The organism is Scardovia inopinata JCM 12537 (genome assembly GCF_001042695.1).
In the GTDB taxonomy this organism is placed as follows: Bacteria; Actinomycetota; Actinomycetes; order Actinomycetales; family Bifidobacteriaceae; genus Scardovia; species Scardovia inopinata.
Genome location: NZ_AP012334.1, coordinates 194,653 through 216,633, shown reverse-complemented (window position 1 = coordinate 216,633; position 21,981 = coordinate 194,653). Strand labels below are relative to the sequence as shown.

Sequence of the window (21,981 nt, the reverse complement as noted above, 5' to 3'; positions counted from 1 at the left end):
AAAATTTTCGCCTTGGTCTTAAAAGCCTATATACTCCCCCGTATCCCCTAGTTCAGGGTAATTTGCACTCCCTTCTCCTGCAACTTGCGGAAGGTGACCTCATTGTGGGGCATACGGATTGCGTCAGCAACCAGACGGGCTTTTTTACGGGCGTCAGAGTTTACGTCCGTTTCAGTAAAATTCTCTACTGTGGAAACCAACTGAGGGTAATAGGCAGACCCTTCAGCGTAACGCCAGAAATAATCGGCATTGATGGCATCTCTGTAATGCCAGGGCTTTCTAAAGAGATTGTAGTGAATAATCTTGGGATGAGCTGGCCCCTCGGTTCCGTCAGCCATCATGGTGTTCCACTCATAGCCCAGCATCAGAATTTTCCCCTTGCACATTACGTTCAGGTAATCCTGATCCACGGCGATGGATTCCACATGGTAGGTGTTGAGCAGACTGGTGAAGCGATCAACAAAATGTTTTTCCCGCATGGCTTTAAGGTTCATGAGTAAAACCCCGGAGTTGATGTAGTCGCTTGCCGGAATGCCCAAAGCATCGAGCACATAGTCGGAGGTCTCAGGGGTTGCGGCAACGAAGTTGTCGTTCACCGCGCCAATTAAGTTATCCCCCAAATCGATGTGGTAGAGCTCAGCTATATCAACATTAGTGATCGTATCAGCATCCAAATAGATGGCTTTGTCCAAATCCGGGAACATCTGCGAAATAAAGAGACGGAAGTAGATAGTCATGGTCACATAATCTTGCCTGAGCTTATTCCGGTCCGAATTAATAGATTCCAGCATGTAGGATTCAATCGGATAGAGCTCAATAGCTACATGATTGGTAGCCATGGACCGGAATATGTCCTGGGCTTCTTTGCTCAAATCATGGTAAACAATGATGATTCTGTAAGATTTATCTGCGGTGGGGTCCGTATTGGCAATCAGAGAGGTGAGTGCCACAGACAGGTATGGGGCATAGTACTCGTCAGTTGTAAAGAAAACAGGGATTATTTCATGCATAAGGCACCTCGGGTATGAGAAACTTGCTTATATCTGTGTTCAAACGGTATTGCCGCTATTTTACCTGCACAAAGCCAAGCACATGCTAACGGCATCTTTCCCCCTACTATTAGGCTACCATTTGACTCACTGGTATATAATCTTAGTCTTTGCCAAAAACAAAAAGCCGGACCCGCTGTGAGGCGGGCTCGGCTTTTCGCGGTCATCCATCCTTATGGATGTCATCCTGATAGGTCAGAATGCGGACTCTAGAACTCTCAACTCCAGAGCTCTCCATGAGCGGCGGAGTTGTAGCAGAACTAATCCTTATCTGCAGAACGACGACGGACGGCCAGGAGGATTACAGCCAAAACGGCAGCAACCAGAACACCAGAAGCCAGGGCAATAAAGCCGGTACCAGTGCGGGCCAGCTTTGGCTTCTGCGGCTTGTTGGGAGTCGGAGGAGTTACTGGCTTGCTGGGTTTATTTGGCGTAGGAGGAGTTGTAGGTGTTGGAGGCTTTACCGGATGGGTATTGGTAATGGTGAACCCAGTCTCAGCATCACCAGTCACAGCAGCCGTGTATCCCTTAGGAGTATTGACTTCCTTGACTGTGTAGGCGATGGCCTTGCCAGCCTTGTTCTTAGCCAGACCAGTCCACTGATACTTCCAGCTGTTAGCAGCATTCAAAGTAACAGGGTCACCTGTGGCAACACCATCAGCATAAAGCTGAACTTGAACAGAATCCGGACGGATCTTATCCGCATTATTCTTATCATCCCAAACCTTGGCCACAGATACAGCAGTTACCTCTGGAGTATGCTCATTGGTAATGGTATAACCCTGGGTAGCGTCACCTGTGATCTTGGCAGTGTAGCCTTCAGGGGTATTAACCTCCTGGACTGTGTACTTGATTGGGGTGCCATTCTTGTAAACGTCAAGATCGGACCAGTTGTACTTCCACTGATTCTCTGCATTCAGAGTTACAGGATCGCCCGTGGCAACACCATCAGCATAAAGCTGAACCTGAACAGAAGAGGTGCGGGTACCATCCTGATTATCAGCATCAGACCAATTCTTGGCTACAGACAGAGAGGTCTTACCAGGAGTATGAGTGTTGGTAATGGTGTACTCATGCTCATGAGTATAAGAAAGATCGAACTTCTGCTGGTAACCGTCATTGGAGTCTTCAGTGATTGCATAGACAATCTTATGCCCATCTTTGTAAACAGGCAGATTGTTGAAGGAGAACTTCCAGCCATCAGAATCACCAACAGTCAGAGGCTTAACTTCCTGACCGGCAGCATCCTTGGCAGTACCACCATTAGCAGTCAGACGGACAATGATGGTCTTAGGACGGGTACCATCCTGGTTATTGTTATCATTCCAAACCTTGTGGCCATAAACGCGAGTCACCTCAGGTGTATGAGTATTGGTCACCAGATATCCAGTAGTAGCATCACCAACCACAGCAGCCGTGTATCCCTTGGCTTCAGAAACTTCCTTGACTGTGTAGGCAATGGCCTTGCCAGCCTTGTTCTTAGCCAGACCAGTCCACTGATACTTCCAGCTGTTAGCAGCATTCAAAGTAACAGGATCACCCTGAGCCTGACCATCAGCATAAAGCTGAACCTGAACAGAATCCGGACGAGTACCATCCTGATTATCAGCATCAACCCACTTCTTAGCAACGCATACAGCAGTAACTTCAGGAGCATGCTTATTAGTCAGGGTGTAGCCAGAAGTCTGATCGCCAGAAACCTCAGCGGTATAGCCAGCCGGAGTATTGACTTCCTTAACGGTGTAAGCAACAGCAGCACCATTATTCTTGGCCTTCAGGCCAGTCCACTGATACTTCCAGCTGTTAGCAGCATTCAAAATAACAGGGTCACCTGTGGCAACACCATCAGCATAAAGCTGAACCTGAACAGAAGAGGTGCGGGTACCATCCTGATTATCAGCATCAGACCACTTCTTTACCACAGAAACAGCAGTCGCTTCAGGAGTATGCTTATTAGTCAGAATATAACCCTTAGTAGCATCCCCAGTGACCACAGAGGTATAACCTTTAGGGGTATTGACTTCCTTAACGGTGTAAGCAATCTTATTCCCTCGTGCATTCACCGGCAAACCAGTAAATGTGTATGACCACTTATTTGCTTCGCTTAACGTAACAGGGTCACCTGTGGCAACACCGTCAGCATAAAGCTGAACCTGAACAGAACTTGGACGGGTACCATCCTGGTTATCAGCATCACACCAGTTCTTAGCAACAAACAACGAGGTCTTACCAGGAGTGCGAATATTTGTTACATTATACCCAGAAACCTTCGAAGTATATCCTTCGACTGCTGCCTCTTTAACAGTGTATGTGTAAGCATTACCATTGCTGTCTGTCTTTGGCACCTGGTTGAAGGAATATTTCCAGTTATTTGCTGCTGTTGCTTGTGTAGTTTGATATTCCTTCCCGTTCTGTAACAAGGTTATTGTAACAGCACTAGGACGAACACCATCCTGATTATCAGCATCATCCCACACTTTTTTACCAGTGATGTCTATCTTTTCAACACTCTCATACTTATTTGTAAGTGTGATCTCGTTTACACCGGTAGATGTGGATGTTGACTTGTATCCCGTTGGTACGGTTACTTCTCGAGCTGTATACTTTACAGGAGCTCCTTTGACATTCTTAACTAGTGAATCCCATTTATATTCCCAATTATTTGCAGAACTTAGGGTTACTGGCTGTCCTGTCACCTTATTATTTGCGTAGAGTTGAACTAGGATACTGCTCGGACGCTTATGCATACTGTTATTATTGTCATCCCAGACTTTTTTGACAGAAGCCGTTGTCTTATTTTGTCCGTCAATTCCGCCATCTGCATTTACATTCTGGACAGTGTGGTCAAACTCTTTACCGTTAACAGCATCCTTGTTGTGCTCGTGATACCATGCTTGACTCTTATTATCAAACTGTTTCTGATTGTAATCATCAACCGAAGTAAGATACATGATACTGAAACTATTGAGGTTAGCCTGATCTTGAGGAACTACTACTGTAAGTTCACCGGACGCGGCATCCACAGAAATGGAAGAACCTGGAAAGTCTTTTTCGAAGTTTGCAATAGCATCTTTACCGTTGTAATGTCCGGTCCTATATCCGTCAACGGTGATATCAAAACTCGTAGTATCAAGCGTTTGCCCAGGCTGAATTTGATCCTTAATATAAATACGACCATCAACATAGGCTTTCTCGTTATTCATATTAAGGAACCAGCGAACATGGTCAGTATCACTTGGCTGCATATCCCCAGTCTTATAGTAGAAAACACCAGTCGTTCCCGACTTTGGTTTAGTAACAGATACAGAAGTAGAATAACCGCCGGAAGAGATCGTAAATGAGCCTGTATTCTCATCACTCGTATCTGCTAGATTTCTTCCTTCGATATCGAACTCTGCCCATCCATGGACATTCTCCATATCGTTGATATTGTCGTTAAAAGTCACTACTGCGTTCTGCGGTGTAACTTTAAGGACACCTACATTGACACCGTCAATAAAGAGATCTATTGTTTTTGAATAGCCTTCGCCGTAAACAGTGCCGCTTGATGGCCAGTTAACAGTAATGGTATCGCCACCCCGTATCTTCTGGGCATGATCATCATACGACATCTTAAATGTCGTCTTCCCGCCGTCATTGATATGGCCTGGATTAACGGATACAGATGTTACATCACTGCTCACGTCACTTCCGGCAGCATATGCTATACTGCTGGGAACATTGGAAACCAGCATCGCGAAAATTGCGAAAAGTACTGGTATGAGTTGTGTAAAATTAAATTTCCTATGCTTAGTGAGAAATTTAGTTTTCCCCCACCTCATTTTTTCTCCTTTCTCAGAGAATCTTTGGTTATAAGAACTCTTCTTCTCTCAATCTTTACGTCGTATTGTATGAGGCATATAGGACACATTTTTTGTTAAATATCTCGCACAAAAAGTGACTCTTATATCATTAGAGCTGAAATATTTTGTAACCTGGATCAATCGATTGCTAATTTCAAAGGTTTTAGCGAGACAGATATACCGATGTATCAAGTATCCAAAAGCCGTATCCCGTTAGATCAGTCTCCCGTATCTCGAAGTTAATTTAGTTCATCTTGGCCACTTGCTCTCCAGCTAACATATTCGTTATACTCGCATCTATCTGTAATAAGAAGTAGTATGCTGAATTTAAAAGGATTTCGAATTACAATATTACTCATATCACAGTTCGAATCATATATATCCTAAATTCAGTATATATTCGCCAGAACAAGTGAGTTTGCACATGAAAGCTATGCTTTTTAAAAATTTTTGAGACACCATATGAGATATCAAGTATCGGACGGGCCTGGAGAAAAGAAAGCACGTAAGGGATTTCTTACTATTTGCCCCCTATGGTTCTACGCTTTTTACGTCGAGTCCCTATGCTCAAAGAAATAATAATCATTGCCAGAATCAGGCCTAGCAAGGACCACTCTCCTATCACAAATTTGTTGATCGGCATGTCCTGTCCATGAGAACCTTTGTCTGGCGTAGGGATTCTGTGACCTCTGACCAAAAGGCGATGATTATTTACTCCGTAAGGAGTGCAAGTAATAATTGTCCCCAAATCTTTTCCGTCAACTATAGCAAGTTTGCTTAAATCGGTAGGCTTAACAACGGATATGCGATCAACCTGATAGGTCTCTGTAATGCCTAAAACTGTGTAAGAAAAAGTATCTCCCTTTTTCATCCGGTCAAGACCGGTAAGGAGCATGGCAGAAGGCAAACCAGTATGTCCGGATACAGCGGCATGAGTTCCCGGTCCGCCAACCGGAAGTGATGTTCCGGGAAGATGACCTATGGCAATTTGCAGAACAGATTCATCAGTACCGTGATAAATGGGAAGTTCCACACCCAGTTTGGGAATGGACAGATAACCCATAATCCCTGTGCCTGTTACATCTAGGAGGGTCTCATACTCATGACGCTCTGCTTTTGTCATTTTGTAGCGGCCTTCTCCAGCAAGCGCCAGCCGCTTATTATAGGCTCGGGCCGCTTTGAGCATGGCCTTGCGGCGACTTATGGAAATATCTTTAGTCTTAGCTACATAAGCACCGACGGCTTTGGTCTGTTGAGTCCTGTTCCACAGATCACTCACTATGGGGTAAGCAATGAGACCAATGCCGGTGATCAGTGCCAGGACTATCAACACGGTAAGAAGACGCGACAGAGGCGACCGCTGTTTGCCAGCGGCAGACCTGCCGGCAGCGGATTCACCTGCTGTAGGCGGCTTGGCAGAAGCATCCATCGTATATCCTTATCATGAGTCCTGGTGTGATATTTGTCCGAGCCAATAATAGCCATGGATGTGAATACATCCACGGCTATTACGGTATTTTCAGCAATCAGCTGAGTTCTGGGCAGCTATGCCTGGTCGGCTGCTGACCCCAGTCAGCTGAAATCTTACTTGTCAGAAGCGCTTTCGTGGCGGCGGCGAGCTACCAGAGCAATAACAGCTCCGGCAATCAGACCAATGCCAACTACATACAGCAGAACCAGACCAGCGCCACCCGTCTTAGGCAGTTCAAAACCGCTCTTATTAATAACGGTTGTTGTTGCAGTAGACAAGGTGCTGTCAACAGTGAAAGCGTCAGACGGATCCACAGTCAAGGCAGTCAGCTTAGGATCATCTGAGGTGGTCTCATAAGTTGCAGAAAGAGTAAATTCAATGTCGGAAGCCTTGGTGTAACCATTAGGAACAGTGGTTTCAGACAGCTTATATTTACCTGAATCAAGACCCTTGAAAGTAAAGGTTGTGGTCTCGCCTGCTTCAATAGTAGCTACCTTAACCCAGTCACCGTTAACCTGACGGTAAAGAGTGAAGCCAGCCCCCTTCAAAGCATTGCCTTTTTCATCAACCTTCTTGGCAACGGCCTGGAATGTGAAAACAATCACCTTATCCTTAGGAGTGTGACCGGTTTCACCTTCGCCACCTGCATTAGGATTGTTGGAGAACTCAAGGTAAACCTCATTGGGGTTGCCCGGCTTACCCAGTTTAGCGTTGTCATTGAGCTTGGCGGTGTACTCAACCACAATCTTGGTGGCAGAATCCACGGAGATAGCTGCACCAGCAGCAGAGGTCAGAGTCTTAACATCGTCGAACTTCACTTGGAAGGTTTCGCCATCAGACAGACCGGAAGTAACCAGGGTGTATGCGGAAGAATTAACCTCAGTACGGGTTCCATCAGCTGCAACTGCATAAACCTTGACACTGCCCGGGTTGAAAGTCAAACCGGCAGACTGGGTATCGTGGAAGACATACTTATATGTCTTGTAAGAAGCCAGAGTTGCAGGAAGAGTTCCGGTCAGCTGGAAGGGAACATCATCGCCAATATTATAATCAGCGGCATCCTGATACTTTCCAGCCTGAGAATCGTTGACCCCATCGGTATTCTCCTTAACTTTCTTAACGACAGTAGGAGTTCCTTCCTTAGCGTTAACAGTCAGAGCTGTCTTGCCTGCGGTCTGGAGGATCATCAGGGACTTGGACTTAGCAGTGCTGGAGGTGCTATCGCTCTGAGCAATCAGATAGTAGCCCTGATCCACACCGGAGAAGGTGGCAGAAGTACCGTCACCAGTCGCGGTTGCATCCGCAGCTAAGCCTGCCTTGGCGATAGCAGAATTAACAGCCTGCGAGAAAGCTTCCAACTGAGTGCTGTCAGAGGACAGACCATTCAGATAGCTGACAATGTCAGCATCACTGGTTTTGCCGGTGGCTGTCTTCAGAACATCTTCATACTTGGAATTCACGGTGTAGGCATAGGTGTTGGAGCCATCTGCAGCTGTACCGATGGACACATTGAGCAGCCTGTAAGCTGAGTACTGGGAACCGGTACCCTTAACCGTGATTGTTGTCGTCTCAGCAGCAAAAGCATACTGAGATGCGTTGCCGGAAACCATCATGGCTGCCAAGCCAACGACGAAGGCGATAACCACCCCGGCAATTCTTGTAATTGTTTTTTTCATTGTCTCCTCGTTTCGTTTCGGCGAAGATTTTACCTTATTGCTTATTGGTTATGGACGAGTGCATATCGCACTGGTTCGCGGCGCATGTTAAACATGACGTCCATGCGCGCTGTGTACCCGGCTGCTCACGGTATGTACCGTCTCATGTCTGCGCCGAAGTATTTCTACCCCAGCCGCCAGGAAGATGAATCCCAATCCGCCTGCGAACAGACCCATAACTCCGCTGCCTCCAACCGAAGGCAGGGGGATGGGTTGCCCTTGGGGCTTATTGGAAATCTGTACCCCGAAGATGTCTCCATCTGCGGTAAATGTCAACTGAGGCGAACTCACCTTCAGGTCTGAATCGACGACCACTGTGTATTCAGTCTTATCGAGTACATACCCATCGGGAGCCTTTGTCTCAGTAAGCTTATAAGTGCCCGGAAGCAATCCGGCGAAAGGAGCCAGTCCCTTGTTGTTGGTAGTTACAGACTGGTCATAGGAGGATACAGCCCCCTGACCGGTCAGGCGGAAGGTTGCCCCTTCAAGTTTGACTGATTTGTCATCAGCATTAACCTTGGTAATCGCGAAGTTGGTTCGCTTATTCCAGAAAGGAATAGTAGAGGCGGTCAAATACTCATTCGGATTTTCCAGACTATCGGAAAGAGTGAAGTAAATCTTGTCGTCTCTGAGGGTATAGCCTTCAGGAGCTTTAACTTCTTTCAGGTAGTACTTGACACCTTTCTCCAGGGTCCATCCGTCAATATTCTGCCGGCCTTCAATCAAGGCCACGCCTTTGGAATCAGTAGTGAAGACCTTATTGGACACCAGACTGTTATCGCTAGCCTTATAAAGCTGGAACTGAGCCCCAGCAATGGTATCGCTCAAATCTCCGTAGGTGTACTTCAGAATCTTGATGCTGGGAATGGAAGCAGTACCACTGGCAGAACCATTGATCTTAGCGCTGTTATTGACAGTTGTAGAAGATCCGTTCAGGGTGGCCGTGTTGGAGTAGTTTACATTTCCTGTTGATTCAACCACAGCATTATAGGTCAGGGTCACTGGAGTTTCATCAGGGAAGGTAACAGTCAGGGTGTTGGTGGTCCGATCGTAATCATAGGTCACATGAGCACTGGGATCTACCTTGATGGAGGAAACATCCAGGAAGAGGTTGTCAGACATAACGTCAGTCATGGTCAGAGTATCGGAGTGAGGATCAATATCCAGACCATCCGGGTTCAGCTTGACTGTATATGTAGCCGTTCGATTGCCATCAAAAGCAGTCTGGCTCTTGGTCAAAGGCTTATAATTATACGTTACTTTAGCTGTGCTCGACGTGGAATCCCATTGAGCCGTATTGGACAGGGTTGCAGTTCCCTTATCGCTCAGAGCCTTGGCCTTCAAAGTATTCAAGGCTGCCTTATCCTTAACAATCAAATAGTAAACCAGCTTGTAGTGGCTGTAATAATTATCATTGGCATTCTTGGGAACAGAGGCAACATGAATAGTCATGCCCGAGCTGGTTGCAGAAGTGGTAAATGTAACATTGCCCTCGTACTGGCCATACTGGGTTCCTCCGTAAATATGGCCGGCATCATACGCAGATGAGGCATAATACTTGAGGATGGAGGTATCGAAAGTATCGGTAATATCAAGAGAATCTTTGTTGACACCGGTCAAGACCAGTTCATAGCGGTATACGGGCAGATCAGTTCCATCTACAGAAACTGTTCCAGCAGAAGTACCAGATTTGGTGATACTCTGCTCAGTAGGAGGATTAGCATCAGCAGAGCCGTGAACAGTAGTGTTATTAGCTGTTACGTCTACATTGTTGGTATGCGTTTCCTGATAACTACCAGCATTCCCATCACTCACTGCCTTCAGCCACTCCTCGTTGTTCTTGGTGGTGAGGGTAACGGTAATAGTGCGGTCGCTATCTGTAGCATTCACACCAGTTTTAGTCTTATCTTTATCTTTATAGAAAGTCAGGGTCAAGCCCTTCTCGGTGACTTCCTGCTTATAACTCTCTGATGCGGTCAGACCATCAACCACCACGGATCCGTCGACCAGAGAATCATATACATTCTTGTTGTTGAGCCAGGTTGTGGGGAAAGAATCGGTTGCTGTCAAAGTGTCATACCCAGCTTTGGGAACTGAGATAGTGAACTTCCAGGTGATATTATCTCTCGTAATCTTGGTAGCGGTCTTCTTTGTTGTCAAAGTAAAGCCAGGAGTAACATCAACACTGCCTCTGCCTTTAGTGTCACCTTTGGTGGTGACCTCATTTTTGACAGTCTGGTTAACAAGATTATCAGTAATATCTACCCGTGTAGTGTAGGAAATCTTATATTCATAGATACCATCAGAGGAGGGTACCTGATACTTCCACGATGTGGCAGAGCTCAGATCGGTGACGCCCAGATCAGCCCAGGACACCTTCCTGGTCTCCACCAGGTTCCCCTGTTTATCGTATACTCCGATAGTTATACCAGTTCCAGAGTACTTCATATTTTTCTGCGAATCGGCAGCAATAGTATCGGTAATACTGGATCCAGCCAAGGATTCATGCTTCTCGCTGTTGGCATCAATGGTCCAGGTAATGGGACGGTAAGTCCTGCCATCAGAAGTCGTTACATCGGTGCTGGCCTTGCCAGTCTTGGTAACGCTGGTAGGGGTTATTTCGTGGTTGAAATCCTTGTGAGACTCCTCAGGAGTGGGGTTTTCATGAGACTTTACCTTAACTGTATTGTTAGTCTCATCAAAAGTTGCGCTGCTGCCGGCAATTTTATCGTATTTGACATCAGCCGCATAGGTAATAGTAACCGTTTCCCCGTCCTTCATAGAAGCGAGGGTTACATTATAGCCATTGCCTGAGGTCCCGCCGGTATAAGAAGAACTGTTTCCCGAGATAGCAAAGGAGGAAGGATCATAGGTCAAAGCTGTTCCGGTGATGGTATCGGCAACATTCACATTGGTATTGGTCCCTGTTGACTGAACAGTAACTGTGTAGTAAACCTTTCCCGTGGAAGAGTCATACCTGCCCGTTTTGTTGACAGATAATTTACTGCTGTTATCAACTTCGAACTTCTTGGTGACGGTATCGCTAAACTTTATTGTTGAATCCACATTGTTCATCTTGAAGCTCAGCGACACAGGAATTTTAGTGTTCGAAGCAGCAATGAGAGAATCATAGTTAGGATCCGTTTTGTTCCACTGAATAACCAGCTTGCCATCTTTGACCTGTCAGGTATTGCCCTTAACAGTCTTCACACCGGTTGCAGTCTCCACATCAATATTAAAGTCTCCGCCTGTGGCAAGAGCTTCAAAACCTGAAGGAAGAGGGTAAGTCAGAGGATTATCATTATCGAACTGAAGTTTGCTGTTCTCAGCGAAGACAAAGCTCATTTGAACTTCTTGACCGTTGCGATAATGATAGACACCATTAGAATCAGGCTCACCCAAACCAGTAATGGTGACGGATGTCAGAAAATCTTCGAGATTGGTGCTGGAGGCGGTGGTGGAAGCTGCAATCGCTGAACCGTGACCGGCAAGGAAGGTAGCTGCAAGGGTTACAAATGCAACCAAGACTACCAAAAACCGATGCATAACTCGACGCATGGTACACTCTCCAAATCTTTTTCCGGGCGTCCACTGTACTTTTTGTACTGAAAGGGCACACCTAATAATTTATTATTAATTTTTGTTTTTTAAGTTATAAGTTAAGTTGAATTATAAGTTAAGTTATATTTAAATTATATTTATGTGACAATTATACCATCAGTTCAACAGGACTGTGCTCTAAACATCTAAGAATTTAATACTATGACCTATCGACTAAAAACTGTTGCAACGGCTTATAAACCGCAAGGCGACTAAGCTGTCAGCATAGTGGGTGCAATCCTGCCTGACATACCGTTTTTAGCAGCACATATTTATCCATAAGTATTGATTTTCCACCATTTTCTTAATATAATTATTTACAAAAAGAAAACTATGCACGTGCCCTATCAAGCCAGAAAAAGCGAGAAAAAACAGGATTGCAGATGACGCTTAACCGCATGTAATTGTGCTGATGTATACTTAAATCATCTCTTTTGCTAAGCGAAACGGCAAAAGAGGCGAAGAAAGTAAACAGGTTGTAATGACCGCCTACGAGAAAGGTTCTAAAATGACGTGCCCTCAATGTGGAAGCCAGGTGCCGAACGGAGCAACAGTGTGTCCAAACTGCGGTTCACCTCTGAATGGAACTCCTTCACAATCAGCAACCGGTACTTCAGCCGATTCAGCTTCTTTACCTCAAACAAATAATCAGCAGACGTATAACCAGCCTGGCAATCAGCAGCCCAGTAATCAGCAGCCTGGCCCGGAACAACCCTGGCAGCAGCCGGCATTCCAATCTCAGAATGGGCAGCCTGGCCAAACCGGTCAGTATCCTACAGGAAATGGGCAGTACCCCAACGCCAATGGACAGACCAATCCCAATCCCACTTCCAACGGGCAGGTTCCGCAAAATCAGACGCCAAACGGTCAGTACCCCACTGGTCAGTATCCTACAGGTCAATACCCCACCGGACAGGTACCGGCAGGCCAAATGCAGACCGGACAGGTTTATGCTCAGCAAGCTCCTACTGACCCCAAAACCAAACGCCGGAATAAGATTATCATCATTGTGATCGCCGTTGTTGCCGTCCTGGCTCTTATCATAGGCGGAGTTTTTGCAGCACTTAAGTCCAATGCGCCAACCCCTGAGAAAACTATCAAGTCTTATCTGACAGCCCTGTCTGAAGGCAACTTTGACCAGGCCAATAACATGACAGTAAGCTCAGCCCTTCCCAAGACCCGCGATTTGATGACAAGCGAGATGGGGAAGAAGACCACTACACGCATATCGAACACTGATATTTCTATGACCGGAAATGACACAGCCCGTGTTTCATACAAGGTGGGAGAACGGTACGGAACTGCTATTGTCAAGGTGACTCCTGAGGGAAAGACTATGGGATTCTTTAATAATTACAAGATTTCTCAGCCTCTGGTAGCACAGATCAGCGTCACCATGCCCCAGCAGGATGGAAATATTACGGTAAACGACAAGTCCTTCAAACAGTCTATCTTCACCGTTTCCGATAAGACAACCACCATTGTTTCTTCTGATTCAAGCTACACCACCTTCTATACCGCTGTTGCAACATATAAGGTAGATGCCTACCCGGGAATGTATACGGTTTCCATCAACGACAGTAACATTTATGAGAAAGCATCAATTGACGATGTCGCCTACACCCTGTCTACTTCTTCCTCAACCTACTCGGAGACTATGAGGCCAACCGTTAAAGATAGCTTTAGCTCCTCACTCCTGTCTTCTGTTAAGAGCTCGATTAACAGCTGCGTTTCCAGAACCGAGCCTACGGCAGACAACTGCGGGTTCATCAACCTGAAAGAAGAAGACCTGAACAAGAATGGAAAGCCCAGCAGCGACGTGACCCGTTCCCTGACCAGCTCCCTGGAGAGCTTACGAGTAACGGCCAATCTATCTACCGGTCGACTGGCTACTAATACTATCTTCTCGCGGCTCAAGTTCACTTCTAAGGAGGGAGACAAGGAGTACCTGAACCAATGGATCAAGTTTGCTCCTGCCACAGGAAAGTTCAGTATGGAAGGCTCAACTCCCAAGGTAACGTTGGATTCCAGCTACGATTCAACCAAGAATTCTGTAACTGGAACTGCCTACCGGCCGTAAATAAAATAAAATACAATACAATAATAAATATAATATATAATAAATTCGTATAAGTAAGTATACTAATTAGGTAAAGCAGAAGGGCTGCCACTCAGATCGGGTGGTAGCCCTTCTATCATTCTATTATTCCAGATTCTATTATCAGATTTTCCTCTTGGACCGCTTGGTGGATCTCCTCTTGGACCGCTTTATATCACCTTATATATTAGCTATATTAGATATATTAGCCATCAACCATAAAAATTAACAGGTGATATCCAGCAGAATCGGCGCATGATCACGCCTGTCTCCCGTATCTATCATGGTGGACTGTTTGACCCTGCTGTTTAACCGATTACTGACCAGCCAGTAATCAATACGCCAGCCTGAGTTGTTGGCTTTGCTGGTTACAGCTCGCTGAGCCCACCAGGTATATGCTCCTGCCTGATTCGGATGCAGATAGCGATAGGTATCTGTAAAGCCTGCCCCCAGAAGAGCAGTGAATTTCTGCCTTTCTTCATCAGTAAAACCTGCAGAGTGGTGATTGCTGGCCGGATGAGCAAGATCAATCTCTTGATGAGCAACATTAAAATCGCCGCAGGCAAGGATGGGTTTCGCCTCATCCAGTTCAGTCAGATAAGCCCGGTAAGCATCATCCCAAAGCTGACGGTCAGACAGGCGGCGAAGCCCATCCCCGGAATTCGGTGTATATACATTCACCAGATAGAAGTCAGGGAATTCCAGGGTTTGGAGTCTCCCCTCACAATCCATCGGTTCTGGTGAATGAATCCGGGGTTCAGTAACGGCGACCAAGGGCAGCCCTTTTTTAGACAAGCACATAGTCCCCGCATAACCTTTCCGAGCAGGCTCGACCGAGCTGCGCCAATGAACATCGTAATCATCAAAAAATTGAGATAAAGCTGTCAGATGTTTTTTGCTGGGACCAGTAGCCGGAAGTTTCGTCTCCTGTATAGCAATTACTTCGGGATTTTCGCCCCTGATAGAAGCAAGTACCTGGCGGGATTGAACAGACCTATCGGATTTTCCCAGTAAAGCCGCATTCAACGAATCTATATTCCACGAAACAAATTTCATGTCTTCAACCCTACCGTCTCCCTTATCCCATGTAAAGGAGATTTTTCTGAGTTTTTGCATTGTGGGTGGTGTGTGGCTGCTGGTGGTGTATGGACCCTTATTGTGATCGTGGGGAGTATGTTTCCTATGGAACAGGGAACCTGATCCAAGTAAACACGCATACCGGTCGTATCCTCCACCGGTTCAACTGTTTTTTATTAACAAGACAACACGAAAAACCGAGATAACTATCACCCTGGATCAAACTCTAACCAAACTCATGAAAGGCTACACAAACCCTACGTATACGACGGAGGATTCACCGCCAACCCCAACCTATAAAGAGGTTGTCTCAAGAAATTGTCATTTTTCCTGTATAAAATAGACATAGTTTACAGATTGAATGTAAACTAAAAAACCAACCTTATCAAGGAGGATAAATGGCAAAAGTAGCAATTGTGACTGGTGGCGGTCAGGGAATTGGCGAAGGAATCGCTAGACAGCTTGCTCAGGATGGGTTCACGGTAGCCGTTGCAGATATCAACAAAGAAACAGCCGCTAAGGTTGCCTCTGATATTGGAGGAGGCTCAAAAGGCTACTATGTAAATGTAGCCAAACATGACGAAATGCAGCAGCTAATCAAGGATGTTGTCGCTGATTTTGATCACATTGACGTTATGGTCAACAATGCTGGTATTGTGCGCGTTGAGCCCTTCCTTGAATCAACTGACCAGGCTTTGGATGATATTCTCAATATCAACGTTAAGGGCGCCTGGTTTGGAACCCTGGAGGCAGCCAAGCAATTTATTGCCCAGGGAACCAAAGGAAAGATTATCAACGCTTCATCGATCGCCGGCCATGAAGGCTTCGTCCCTCTAGCTGCTTACTCAGCCAGTAAATTTGCCGTCCGAGGATTTACCCAGACCACAGCCAAGGAGCTGGCCAAGTACAACATTACCGTGAACGCCTACTGCCCTGGTATTGTCCTTACTCCTATGTGGGATGACATCGATCACCGTCTGGGTCAGATTAATGGCGTTCCTGATGGCGAATCCATCAAGGCAACCCTGAGCAGCATCGCTTTAGGGCGCTTTGAACAACCGACAGACGTTGCCAACCTGGTATCTTTCCTGGCCAGCGACAAAGCAGACTATATCACCGGTCAGGCAATCCTGGTTGATGGCGGCATGAAGTTTGTTTAAAAAACAGGTTGCCCAGGCAGCCAGTTAGGATAATAAACCCTGCATAAACACAGCCATAAATATAAATACAGCATAAATACAGCCTGGGAAAATCAAAAGAATGGAATAGACAGGCAGACAGACAAAAAATATCTGATGCCTGTCTATTTTATCTGTTTTGTCTTTTTTACTCTTCTGTTTTAATCCCCTCTTATATCATTTCGCTTCAATCCTTTGCTTTCTATTCCTGAATCAGGGCTACTACTATGTGCAATGCACTGAGGATGCACTTGTATTGGCAGATTCCCTTTTCTCTGACCTTATGAAAAACTCAATGCTTAAAGTAAAGTTTATCAATTAGTTCAAGAAAGATTATAAACTCGTTATAAAGCTCTAAAGCTATAAAGCTCTAAAAAGAGGCTATAGCCCAAAGAAACTGGAGAAAGTTATCATCTCACCTACCTATGAAGCTGCATTGTTTTGTACTTTATATTTATAATGAGCTATACTATTATTCATATTCCAGAAGAGACGTACCTGGGAAGCCTTTAAAGAGACTGAACACAACCGGTTCACACTCTTTAACATAAATAAATCACACAACCAGATATAGAATAAAGTCACAGAAGGGACAGCAACAATGCAGATGCAGGGACAAAGCCAGGAACCACAGCAACAGCCAATCCAGGCGCCGCAGCCAATTCAAGCACAGCACCAGGTGCCAGCCCAGCCGTCTCAACCCTTCCAACAGTCTCAGGGCGCCTTCCAACAACCACTAATGCCCTTCAATCCATCAGCAGCTATGTCCGTGAGAGGCTTAACTAAAGTTTTTACGCAAAAAATTGCGGTCAATAATATTAATCTCGATATCCCCACCGGTTCTTTTTATGCTCTGGTCGGACCCAATGGTGCAGGCAAAACGACAACTCTCAAGATGGCAACCGGCCTGCTGCGGCCTACGGCAGGTGCTGTTGCCCTAAGTGGAACTGACGTGTGGTCTCACTTAAACCAGAGCAAACGTCAAATGGGAATTATGCCCGATTCTGACGCTCTTTTTGCCCGTCTAACTGGCTTACAAACTCTGGTTTATGCAGCCATGCTGAGAGGAATTGATAGGGAAACAGCCAAATCCCGGGCTCATGATCTGCTGACCGCCCTTGACCTGACTGAGTCTGCTAATGTATTGGTGCAAGATTATTCAGCTGGTATGACAAAGAAAATCGCCCTGGGAACTTCCCTTATCCACTCCCCCAAAATTCTGGTTTTGGATGAACCTTTTGAGGCTGTAGATCCTGTCTCGGCAGCGAATATCAGACAGATTCTGAAAAATTATGCGCAGTCCGGTGGAACTGTAATCATTTCTTCCCACGTCATGGCTCTGGTGGAGCAGCTGTGCGATCATGTGGCAATTATTTCCAACGGAAGGATTCTGGCAGCAGGAACCACAGCTGAGGTCAGCAACGGAATGTCGCTGGAAGATCGATTCCTCAGCATGGTTGGAGGTCTGCATTACAACGACAATCTGACCTGGCTGGCTCAGCAGGTACCCGCTCAGGGGCAGGCACAGGCATAGGAGGGCCTCATGGAATGGATTATTATTCGGCTTCGTTTTGCCACCACGCTTGCTTCTTTTAAAAAAAGCACCTGGCAAATCTTCTCTTATATTATTGGCATTCTCATGGCCCTGGCTACTCTTGCAGTAGTTATTGTTGCCTCTGTCGCTGGAGGATCTCACCTCAGCATGCCATCCATGGCGCCACTGACAGGAGGACTGGAAACTCTCGTCTTCACTCTGACGGGAATGTGGTGGCTGCTGACAACCCTGCTAATCAGCGGGCAAGGAGGTGCTCTTGATGCCCGAAAGTTCGCCATTTATGGAATTTCTATCGGGCAAATCACCAGGGGAATTCTCTTCGCTGGCTTTCTAACTGTTCCGGCGATAACCACCATCGTGTCATTGGCGGTCAGCTCATCTATCTGGAGGCAGGCCGGCACTGGTCCGCTTCTTTTTGCCCTGATTGGTGCTCTCCTTAGCTCTGCCTGTATAATCATGATTTCCAGGGCAGTCGCCCAGCTGGCAGAAAGCCTGGTAATCAGCACCAAAGGGAAAATCATCCTCACCACTGCCGAAATTGTTGTATTTATCGCCTTGATGTATCTGCCTTCTCTTATAAGTATTCCTTTGTCTGACTCTTTACAGGGCCCTGCTGCTACCGCCCATCTGCTCAGCATGTTTTCCGCTTCTTCCCCCTGGCTGCAAGTCTTAGGCTGGCTTCCCTGGGGAGCTGGGGCAGCAATTCCTTACGATGTCATTAGCGGAAACTTGCCATTTGCCATTCTTAAAATCGTTCTCTTACTTGCTGTAATCGCTGCCTGCTACGGAATCTATCTTTACTGCCTGCGCAGGCAGGAGATTACCCAGCCTATAGCATCAGTCTCTAAAGCCCAGGGATTAGGCACCTTCAACCAAGTTCCTGATACTCCTTCCGGAGCTGTGATTGGTCGTTTGGCAACCTCGTGGATCAGGGATGTTCGCTATCTGTCATCTTTAGGCTCCATTGTTTTTCTTATTCTTACCTATACCGTTATTTCTCTAGCGGAAAAAAACAGTCGGAGAATGGTAATAGCAATCCCCATTCTAGTCGCCTGGTTTTTTGGGATGATGGATTACAACGGGCTGGCTATGGATGGGAAAGCTTTCACTCTTTTTACAACTTCAGGGATGCCTGGGTGGAAGGAAAGACTGGCCCGATCCACTATTACGATGGGTCTGGGAATGGTATTCCTCTTGATCAGCTCCATTATTATGCTGGCTGTTGATCCTTTGAAGGGCAACCCTTTAAGAGTCGCCGCTTATCTCTTGATTTTCGGTATTTCTTTCTGTATTTTTCTGTCAGGATTAGGAATTAGCATGGTCTCTTCAACCAAATTTATTTCCCCTGTTGCCTCTGCCCAGCAACCTTTTAAGAGTCCTCAGGGAAGATCAGCTGCTCAGATTTTTTCTCCCTTCATTTTTCTGATCGTAGACATAGTACTGTGCCTTCCTTCCGCTGTTGCGGGCATCCTGGCCCTGATAAATGCGAACTTTATTGTAGCCTGCCTCAGCGTTTTCCTTTCCTTTGCCGTCGGAATTACAGTCTTTATCCTGGGAGTCAGGATTGGCGGGAAAGCCCTGGATAGCAGAGGACCAGAGATACTTACCTCTCTGGAAAATGTAACTGCCACCGCCAGCAACTAAAAAGATATCGTATGGATCGGCAGCTATCGGTAGGTATCAGCAAATATCTACAGCTATCAGCAGCGCGCTGCCGGGGTCCAAATATCTAGGCTATGCCCGAGGACTAGGCTTGGACAGGATTATGCCTGGATTGTCTTCGTTTGTTGAGGAACTACCTTCTTTCGAGAGGGATTGAAGGCTGCACGCAGAGCCCACAAAATACTGGAGGCGTCAATCAGTTCCTGGATGAAAGCTCCCAGGACAGTAGGAACAAATCCCAGGGAGGCAACAACCATAAAGATCAGAGCAGCTGCTAAACCGCCAACCACAGCCTGAATCATGATTCTGACTGTTCGCTGTGATATAGCAATGGCCTGAGCAATAGATGACAGATCATCATTCATAATAACAACTTGAGCAACCTGTGCCGCAGCTGTGGAAGACCCATCTGTCATTGCTACACTTACATCTGCAGCTGCCAGAACAGGAGTATCGTTGACTCCATCACCGACCATCAAAGTGGTGACGTGCTTCTCATTGTCAAAGCGCTGAGCAAACTTCACAGCATTGTACTTATCTTCCGGCAGAAGACCAGCCCTAACATCATCAATGCCTACTTCCTGTGCAATAACCGCGGTCGATTCAGGCCTATCTCCAGTAAGCATTGTTATGTGTTTAACCCCCTCAGCCCTAAACTGTTCTACTACCTGCCTGACGTTCGGACGAGGAATATCGCGGAGAGTCAGGCGGGCTGCCAGCTGCCCATCAATAGCAACGTAAGTGGCCATCTCATCTGCCTGAAGGGGGCTGAAGGCATCGATTGGCTGAGATGTCGATTCTGTCTCCCCCCTGCCTTGGTTTGCTTCTTGGCCTAACTCTTGGCCTAACTCTTGGCCTGATTGAGTTTTTTCTCCGGTAACAAAGCCCAGTCTTCCCACCTGAACTCGATACCCTTCAACAACAGCTTCCAGCCCCTGCCCCGATTCCTCCCAGACATCACTTACCTGGAGTCTGCCCTGCCCCAGACGCGCATCTTCCTTACGGCCGGCAGCAGTAATACCCTGAGCAAGAATATGCATAGAATAAGATTCCATGCTGCCTGCCGCCCTGATAATCCAGGAAGAATCAAGGTCCTGCGGATGCTGCCAGGATAGCAAAAGTTCCACCCGGGTCACCTGGGGCTGGGTAGTCGTTAAAGTTCCGGTTTTGTCAAAGAACATGTGAGTAACCCGGGTCAAGCTTTCAATCACCGACTGATTTTTAATGATGATATGAGCCTTCGCCAGCTGATTGGTGCCTCCCATAAAAGCAACAGGAGCGGCGATCAGCAGGGGGCACGGTGTGGCCAGAACCATCACCTGGGTAAAGCGCATAGGGTCCTTGGTAGCGATCCAAGCAATGATGCCAATCAGAAGGGAAACAATGGTAAAGGGAACAGCAATTCGATCCGCCAGTCTTACTACCGGAGCCTTACTGGACTGAGCCGATGCAACTAGATCAATAATCTTCTGATATTGAGAGTCCCTCGAAGGAGCTGTCACCCTCATGACCAAGCTGGTTCCACCATTGATAGAACCCGACAGGAGCTTATCCCCCTGAATAGCTTGCTGCGGAAGAGATTCGCCGTTGATCATCGACACATTCAACTCTGCTGAAGCAGTCAGCAGCTGGCCATCAGTTGGAACCGTCTCCCCTGGGCGGACAATGATCACATCCCCCACCTTAACAGTTGCAACATCCCTGGTCTGCCACCGTGCAGACAGAGCAGCATTGGGGTCAGTCACAGGATCAATGACCACATTTGCTGTTGCCGGAGCAGCATCAACCAGGGCAGAGATACTGTTCTTTGCCCTATGCTCCGCATAGGTTTCAATCACGTCACCCGTATAAACCATAACGCACAGAATCCAGGAAGCAAAGAACTGACCGGTCGCTAAGGTGGAAATCAACGCAATAATGACCAGCATGTCAGTGCCTACGTTGCCGTTTGCCAGACTGATCATAATATTGCGCATTACAACAGCAGCTGTATAGATGCACAGGGCAGCTATTAAGACTCGGTACAAAATTACCCACTGCTGGGCATCGCCGGCCCTGCTAATTCCCCAGAAAATCAAAGAGACTACCCCTATGCCCACAGTGAGGATCATACCTGTATAGGTCTTCCACAAATGTGCGAAATTCTTGATCGAGAAAAAGTTCCTCATTGCCCGTCCTTCCTGACGACTTGGTGTATACCTTGGTACGCATGCAATTGAATGCATGGGTACTTGGGTATATATGTACCGTATTGGCGTGCCTGCACTGTACGGATATGCCAGTATCGTGCTGTCCTCGCAAACCTGATTTCCAACCGACTCTAAGCCAGCCAAAGATCCGTCTGTATAAGGGTCTGCCTCATGAGCATTTTTTTAATTTTATTCCGACAGTCCTATCGTCGATTCGATAAACACCATATAATCTCTGTTGGCTCAAGATTCGGCGACTCACTGTTGGCTCAAGATTCGGTGACGCTGGAAAATATGAGCCTGATCACACTTGTATTTCTTCAATAAACCTTCACGTCCGCCTCCGGAGCAGTTTCAGTCAAGATATTGTGGCGTCCTCATTTTTCCTTACCGGTTTATAAAGAAAAAATTTGGGCTTACATATTGGAATCATTCAAATTACACCTTTGTCATCAACTTTTTACCCATACTACATATAGTGAGCCATGGCAAGAAACACGTCCGCATGTCGTGTCGAGACCGTGTATCATCATAACTAGTACATT

Annotated in this window: 12 protein-coding genes; 4 read left to right on the top strand and 8 right to left on the bottom strand. The window is 46.6% G+C overall.

What is annotated here, in order from left to right:
* Nucleotides 1-47 precede the first annotated feature (47 nt).
* From SCIP_RS00800 to SCIP_RS00775, 6 genes are all read right to left on the bottom strand, one after another.
* Entirely contained in the window at nt 48-1,010 is a 963-nt protein-coding gene (locus SCIP_RS00800) for a glycosyltransferase family 8 protein (protein ID WP_006292593.1), read from the bottom strand.
* Nucleotides 1,011-1,309: 299 nt separating this feature from the next.
* Complete coding sequence (locus SCIP_RS08260) at nt 1,310-4,783, bottom strand: Cna B-type domain-containing protein (RefSeq protein WP_171821024.1); 3,474 nt, start codon at nt 4,781-4,783, stop codon at nt 1,310-1,312.
* Between the two features lie 628 nt (nt 4,784-5,411).
* Entirely contained in the window at nt 5,412-6,320 is a 909-nt protein-coding gene (locus SCIP_RS00790; RefSeq protein WP_006292591.1) for a class C sortase, read from the bottom strand.
* A 155-nt stretch (nt 6,321-6,475) separates the two neighbouring features.
* Nucleotides 6,476-8,038: an isopeptide-forming domain-containing fimbrial protein gene (locus SCIP_RS00785; protein ID WP_006292590.1), complete on the bottom strand. Its 1,563-nt coding sequence runs from the start codon at nt 8,036-8,038 to the stop codon at nt 6,476-6,478.
* 87 nt (nt 8,039-8,125) lie between these two features.
* The gene (locus SCIP_RS00780; protein ID WP_040590406.1) at nt 8,126-11,143 is read right to left on the bottom strand and encodes a SpaA isopeptide-forming pilin-related protein; all 3,018 of its coding nucleotides are present in this window, start codon (nt 11,141-11,143) and stop codon (nt 8,126-8,128) included.
* A 117-nt stretch (nt 11,144-11,260) separates the two neighbouring features.
* Nucleotides 11,261-11,635: a DcrB/PsbP domain-containing protein gene (locus SCIP_RS00775; protein WP_006292588.1), complete on the bottom strand. Its 375-nt coding sequence runs from the start codon at nt 11,633-11,635 to the stop codon at nt 11,261-11,263.
* Nucleotides 11,636-12,158: 523 nt separating this feature from the next.
* On the opposite strand from SCIP_RS00775, the gene SCIP_RS00770 reads away from it, so the two are divergent.
* Nucleotides 12,159-13,757: a zinc ribbon domain-containing protein gene (locus tag SCIP_RS00770; protein WP_006292587.1), complete on the top strand. Its 1,599-nt coding sequence runs from the start codon at nt 12,159-12,161 to the stop codon at nt 13,755-13,757.
* 243 nt (nt 13,758-14,000) lie between these two features.
* Here the strand turns inward: SCIP_RS00770 and SCIP_RS00765 are convergent, their stop codons facing one another.
* Nucleotides 14,001-14,891 (bottom strand): exodeoxyribonuclease III, encoded by an 891-nt coding sequence (locus SCIP_RS00765; protein ID WP_231851927.1) that lies wholly within the window; start codon nt 14,889-14,891, stop codon nt 14,001-14,003.
* Between the two features lie 359 nt (nt 14,892-15,250).
* On the opposite strand from SCIP_RS00765, the gene SCIP_RS00760 reads away from it, so the two are divergent.
* The 3 genes from SCIP_RS00760 (at nt 15,251) to SCIP_RS00750 (ending at nt 19,229) form a co-directional block, all read left to right on the top strand.
* Complete coding sequence (locus tag SCIP_RS00760; RefSeq protein ID WP_006292585.1) at nt 15,251-16,012, top strand: acetoin reductase; 762 nt, start codon at nt 15,251-15,253, stop codon at nt 16,010-16,012.
* A 619-nt stretch (nt 16,013-16,631) separates the two neighbouring features.
* Nucleotides 16,632-17,564: an ABC transporter ATP-binding protein gene (locus tag SCIP_RS00755; protein ID WP_006292584.1), complete on the top strand. Its 933-nt coding sequence runs from the start codon at nt 16,632-16,634 to the stop codon at nt 17,562-17,564.
* A 9-nt stretch (nt 17,565-17,573) separates the two neighbouring features.
* Nucleotides 17,574-19,229 (top strand): hypothetical protein, encoded by a 1,656-nt coding sequence (locus SCIP_RS00750; protein WP_006292583.1) that lies wholly within the window; start codon nt 17,574-17,576, stop codon nt 19,227-19,229.
* A gap of 119 nt (nt 19,230-19,348) precedes the next feature.
* On the opposite strand, the gene SCIP_RS00745 is transcribed toward SCIP_RS00750, so the two are convergent.
* Nucleotides 19,349-21,415 carry a heavy metal translocating P-type ATPase gene (locus SCIP_RS00745; RefSeq protein ID WP_048349246.1) on the bottom strand — a complete coding sequence of 689 codons (2,067 nt, stop codon included), beginning with the start codon at nt 21,413-21,415 and terminating at the stop codon, nt 19,349-19,351.
* Nucleotides 21,416-21,981 lie beyond the last annotated feature (566 nt).

Excerpts from the sequence above, each read along its gene's own strand:
- SCIP_RS00800 (WP_006292593.1), bottom strand. The coding sequence starts at position 1,010 with ATGCATGAAATAATCCCTGTTTTCTTTACAACTGACGAGTACTATGCC.
- SCIP_RS08260 (WP_171821024.1), bottom strand. The coding sequence starts at position 4,783 with ATGCTGGTTTCCAATGTTCCCAGCAGTATAGCATATGCTGCCGGAAGT.
- SCIP_RS00790 (WP_006292591.1), bottom strand. The coding sequence starts at position 6,320 with ATGGATGCTTCTGCCAAGCCGCCTACAGCAGGTGAATCCGCTGCCGGC.
- SCIP_RS00785 (WP_006292590.1), bottom strand. The coding sequence starts at position 8,038 with ATGAAAAAAACAATTACAAGAATTGCCGGGGTGGTTATCGCCTTCGTC.
- SCIP_RS00775 (WP_006292588.1), bottom strand. The coding sequence starts at position 11,635 with ATGCGTCGAGTTATGCATCGGTTTTTGGTAGTCTTGGTTGCATTTGTA.
- SCIP_RS00770 (WP_006292587.1), top strand. The coding sequence starts at position 12,159 with ATGACCGCCTACGAGAAAGGTTCTAAAATGACGTGCCCTCAATGTGGA.
- SCIP_RS00765 (WP_231851927.1), bottom strand. The coding sequence starts at position 14,891 with ATGCAAAAACTCAGAAAAATCTCCTTTACATGGGATAAGGGAGACGGT.
- SCIP_RS00760 (WP_006292585.1), top strand. The coding sequence starts at position 15,251 with ATGGCAAAAGTAGCAATTGTGACTGGTGGCGGTCAGGGAATTGGCGAA.
- SCIP_RS00755 (WP_006292584.1), top strand. The coding sequence starts at position 16,632 with ATGCAGATGCAGGGACAAAGCCAGGAACCACAGCAACAGCCAATCCAG.
- SCIP_RS00750 (WP_006292583.1), top strand. The coding sequence starts at position 17,574 with ATGGAATGGATTATTATTCGGCTTCGTTTTGCCACCACGCTTGCTTCT.
- SCIP_RS00745 (WP_048349246.1), bottom strand. The coding sequence starts at position 21,415 with ATGAGGAACTTTTTCTCGATCAAGAATTTCGCACATTTGTGGAAGACC.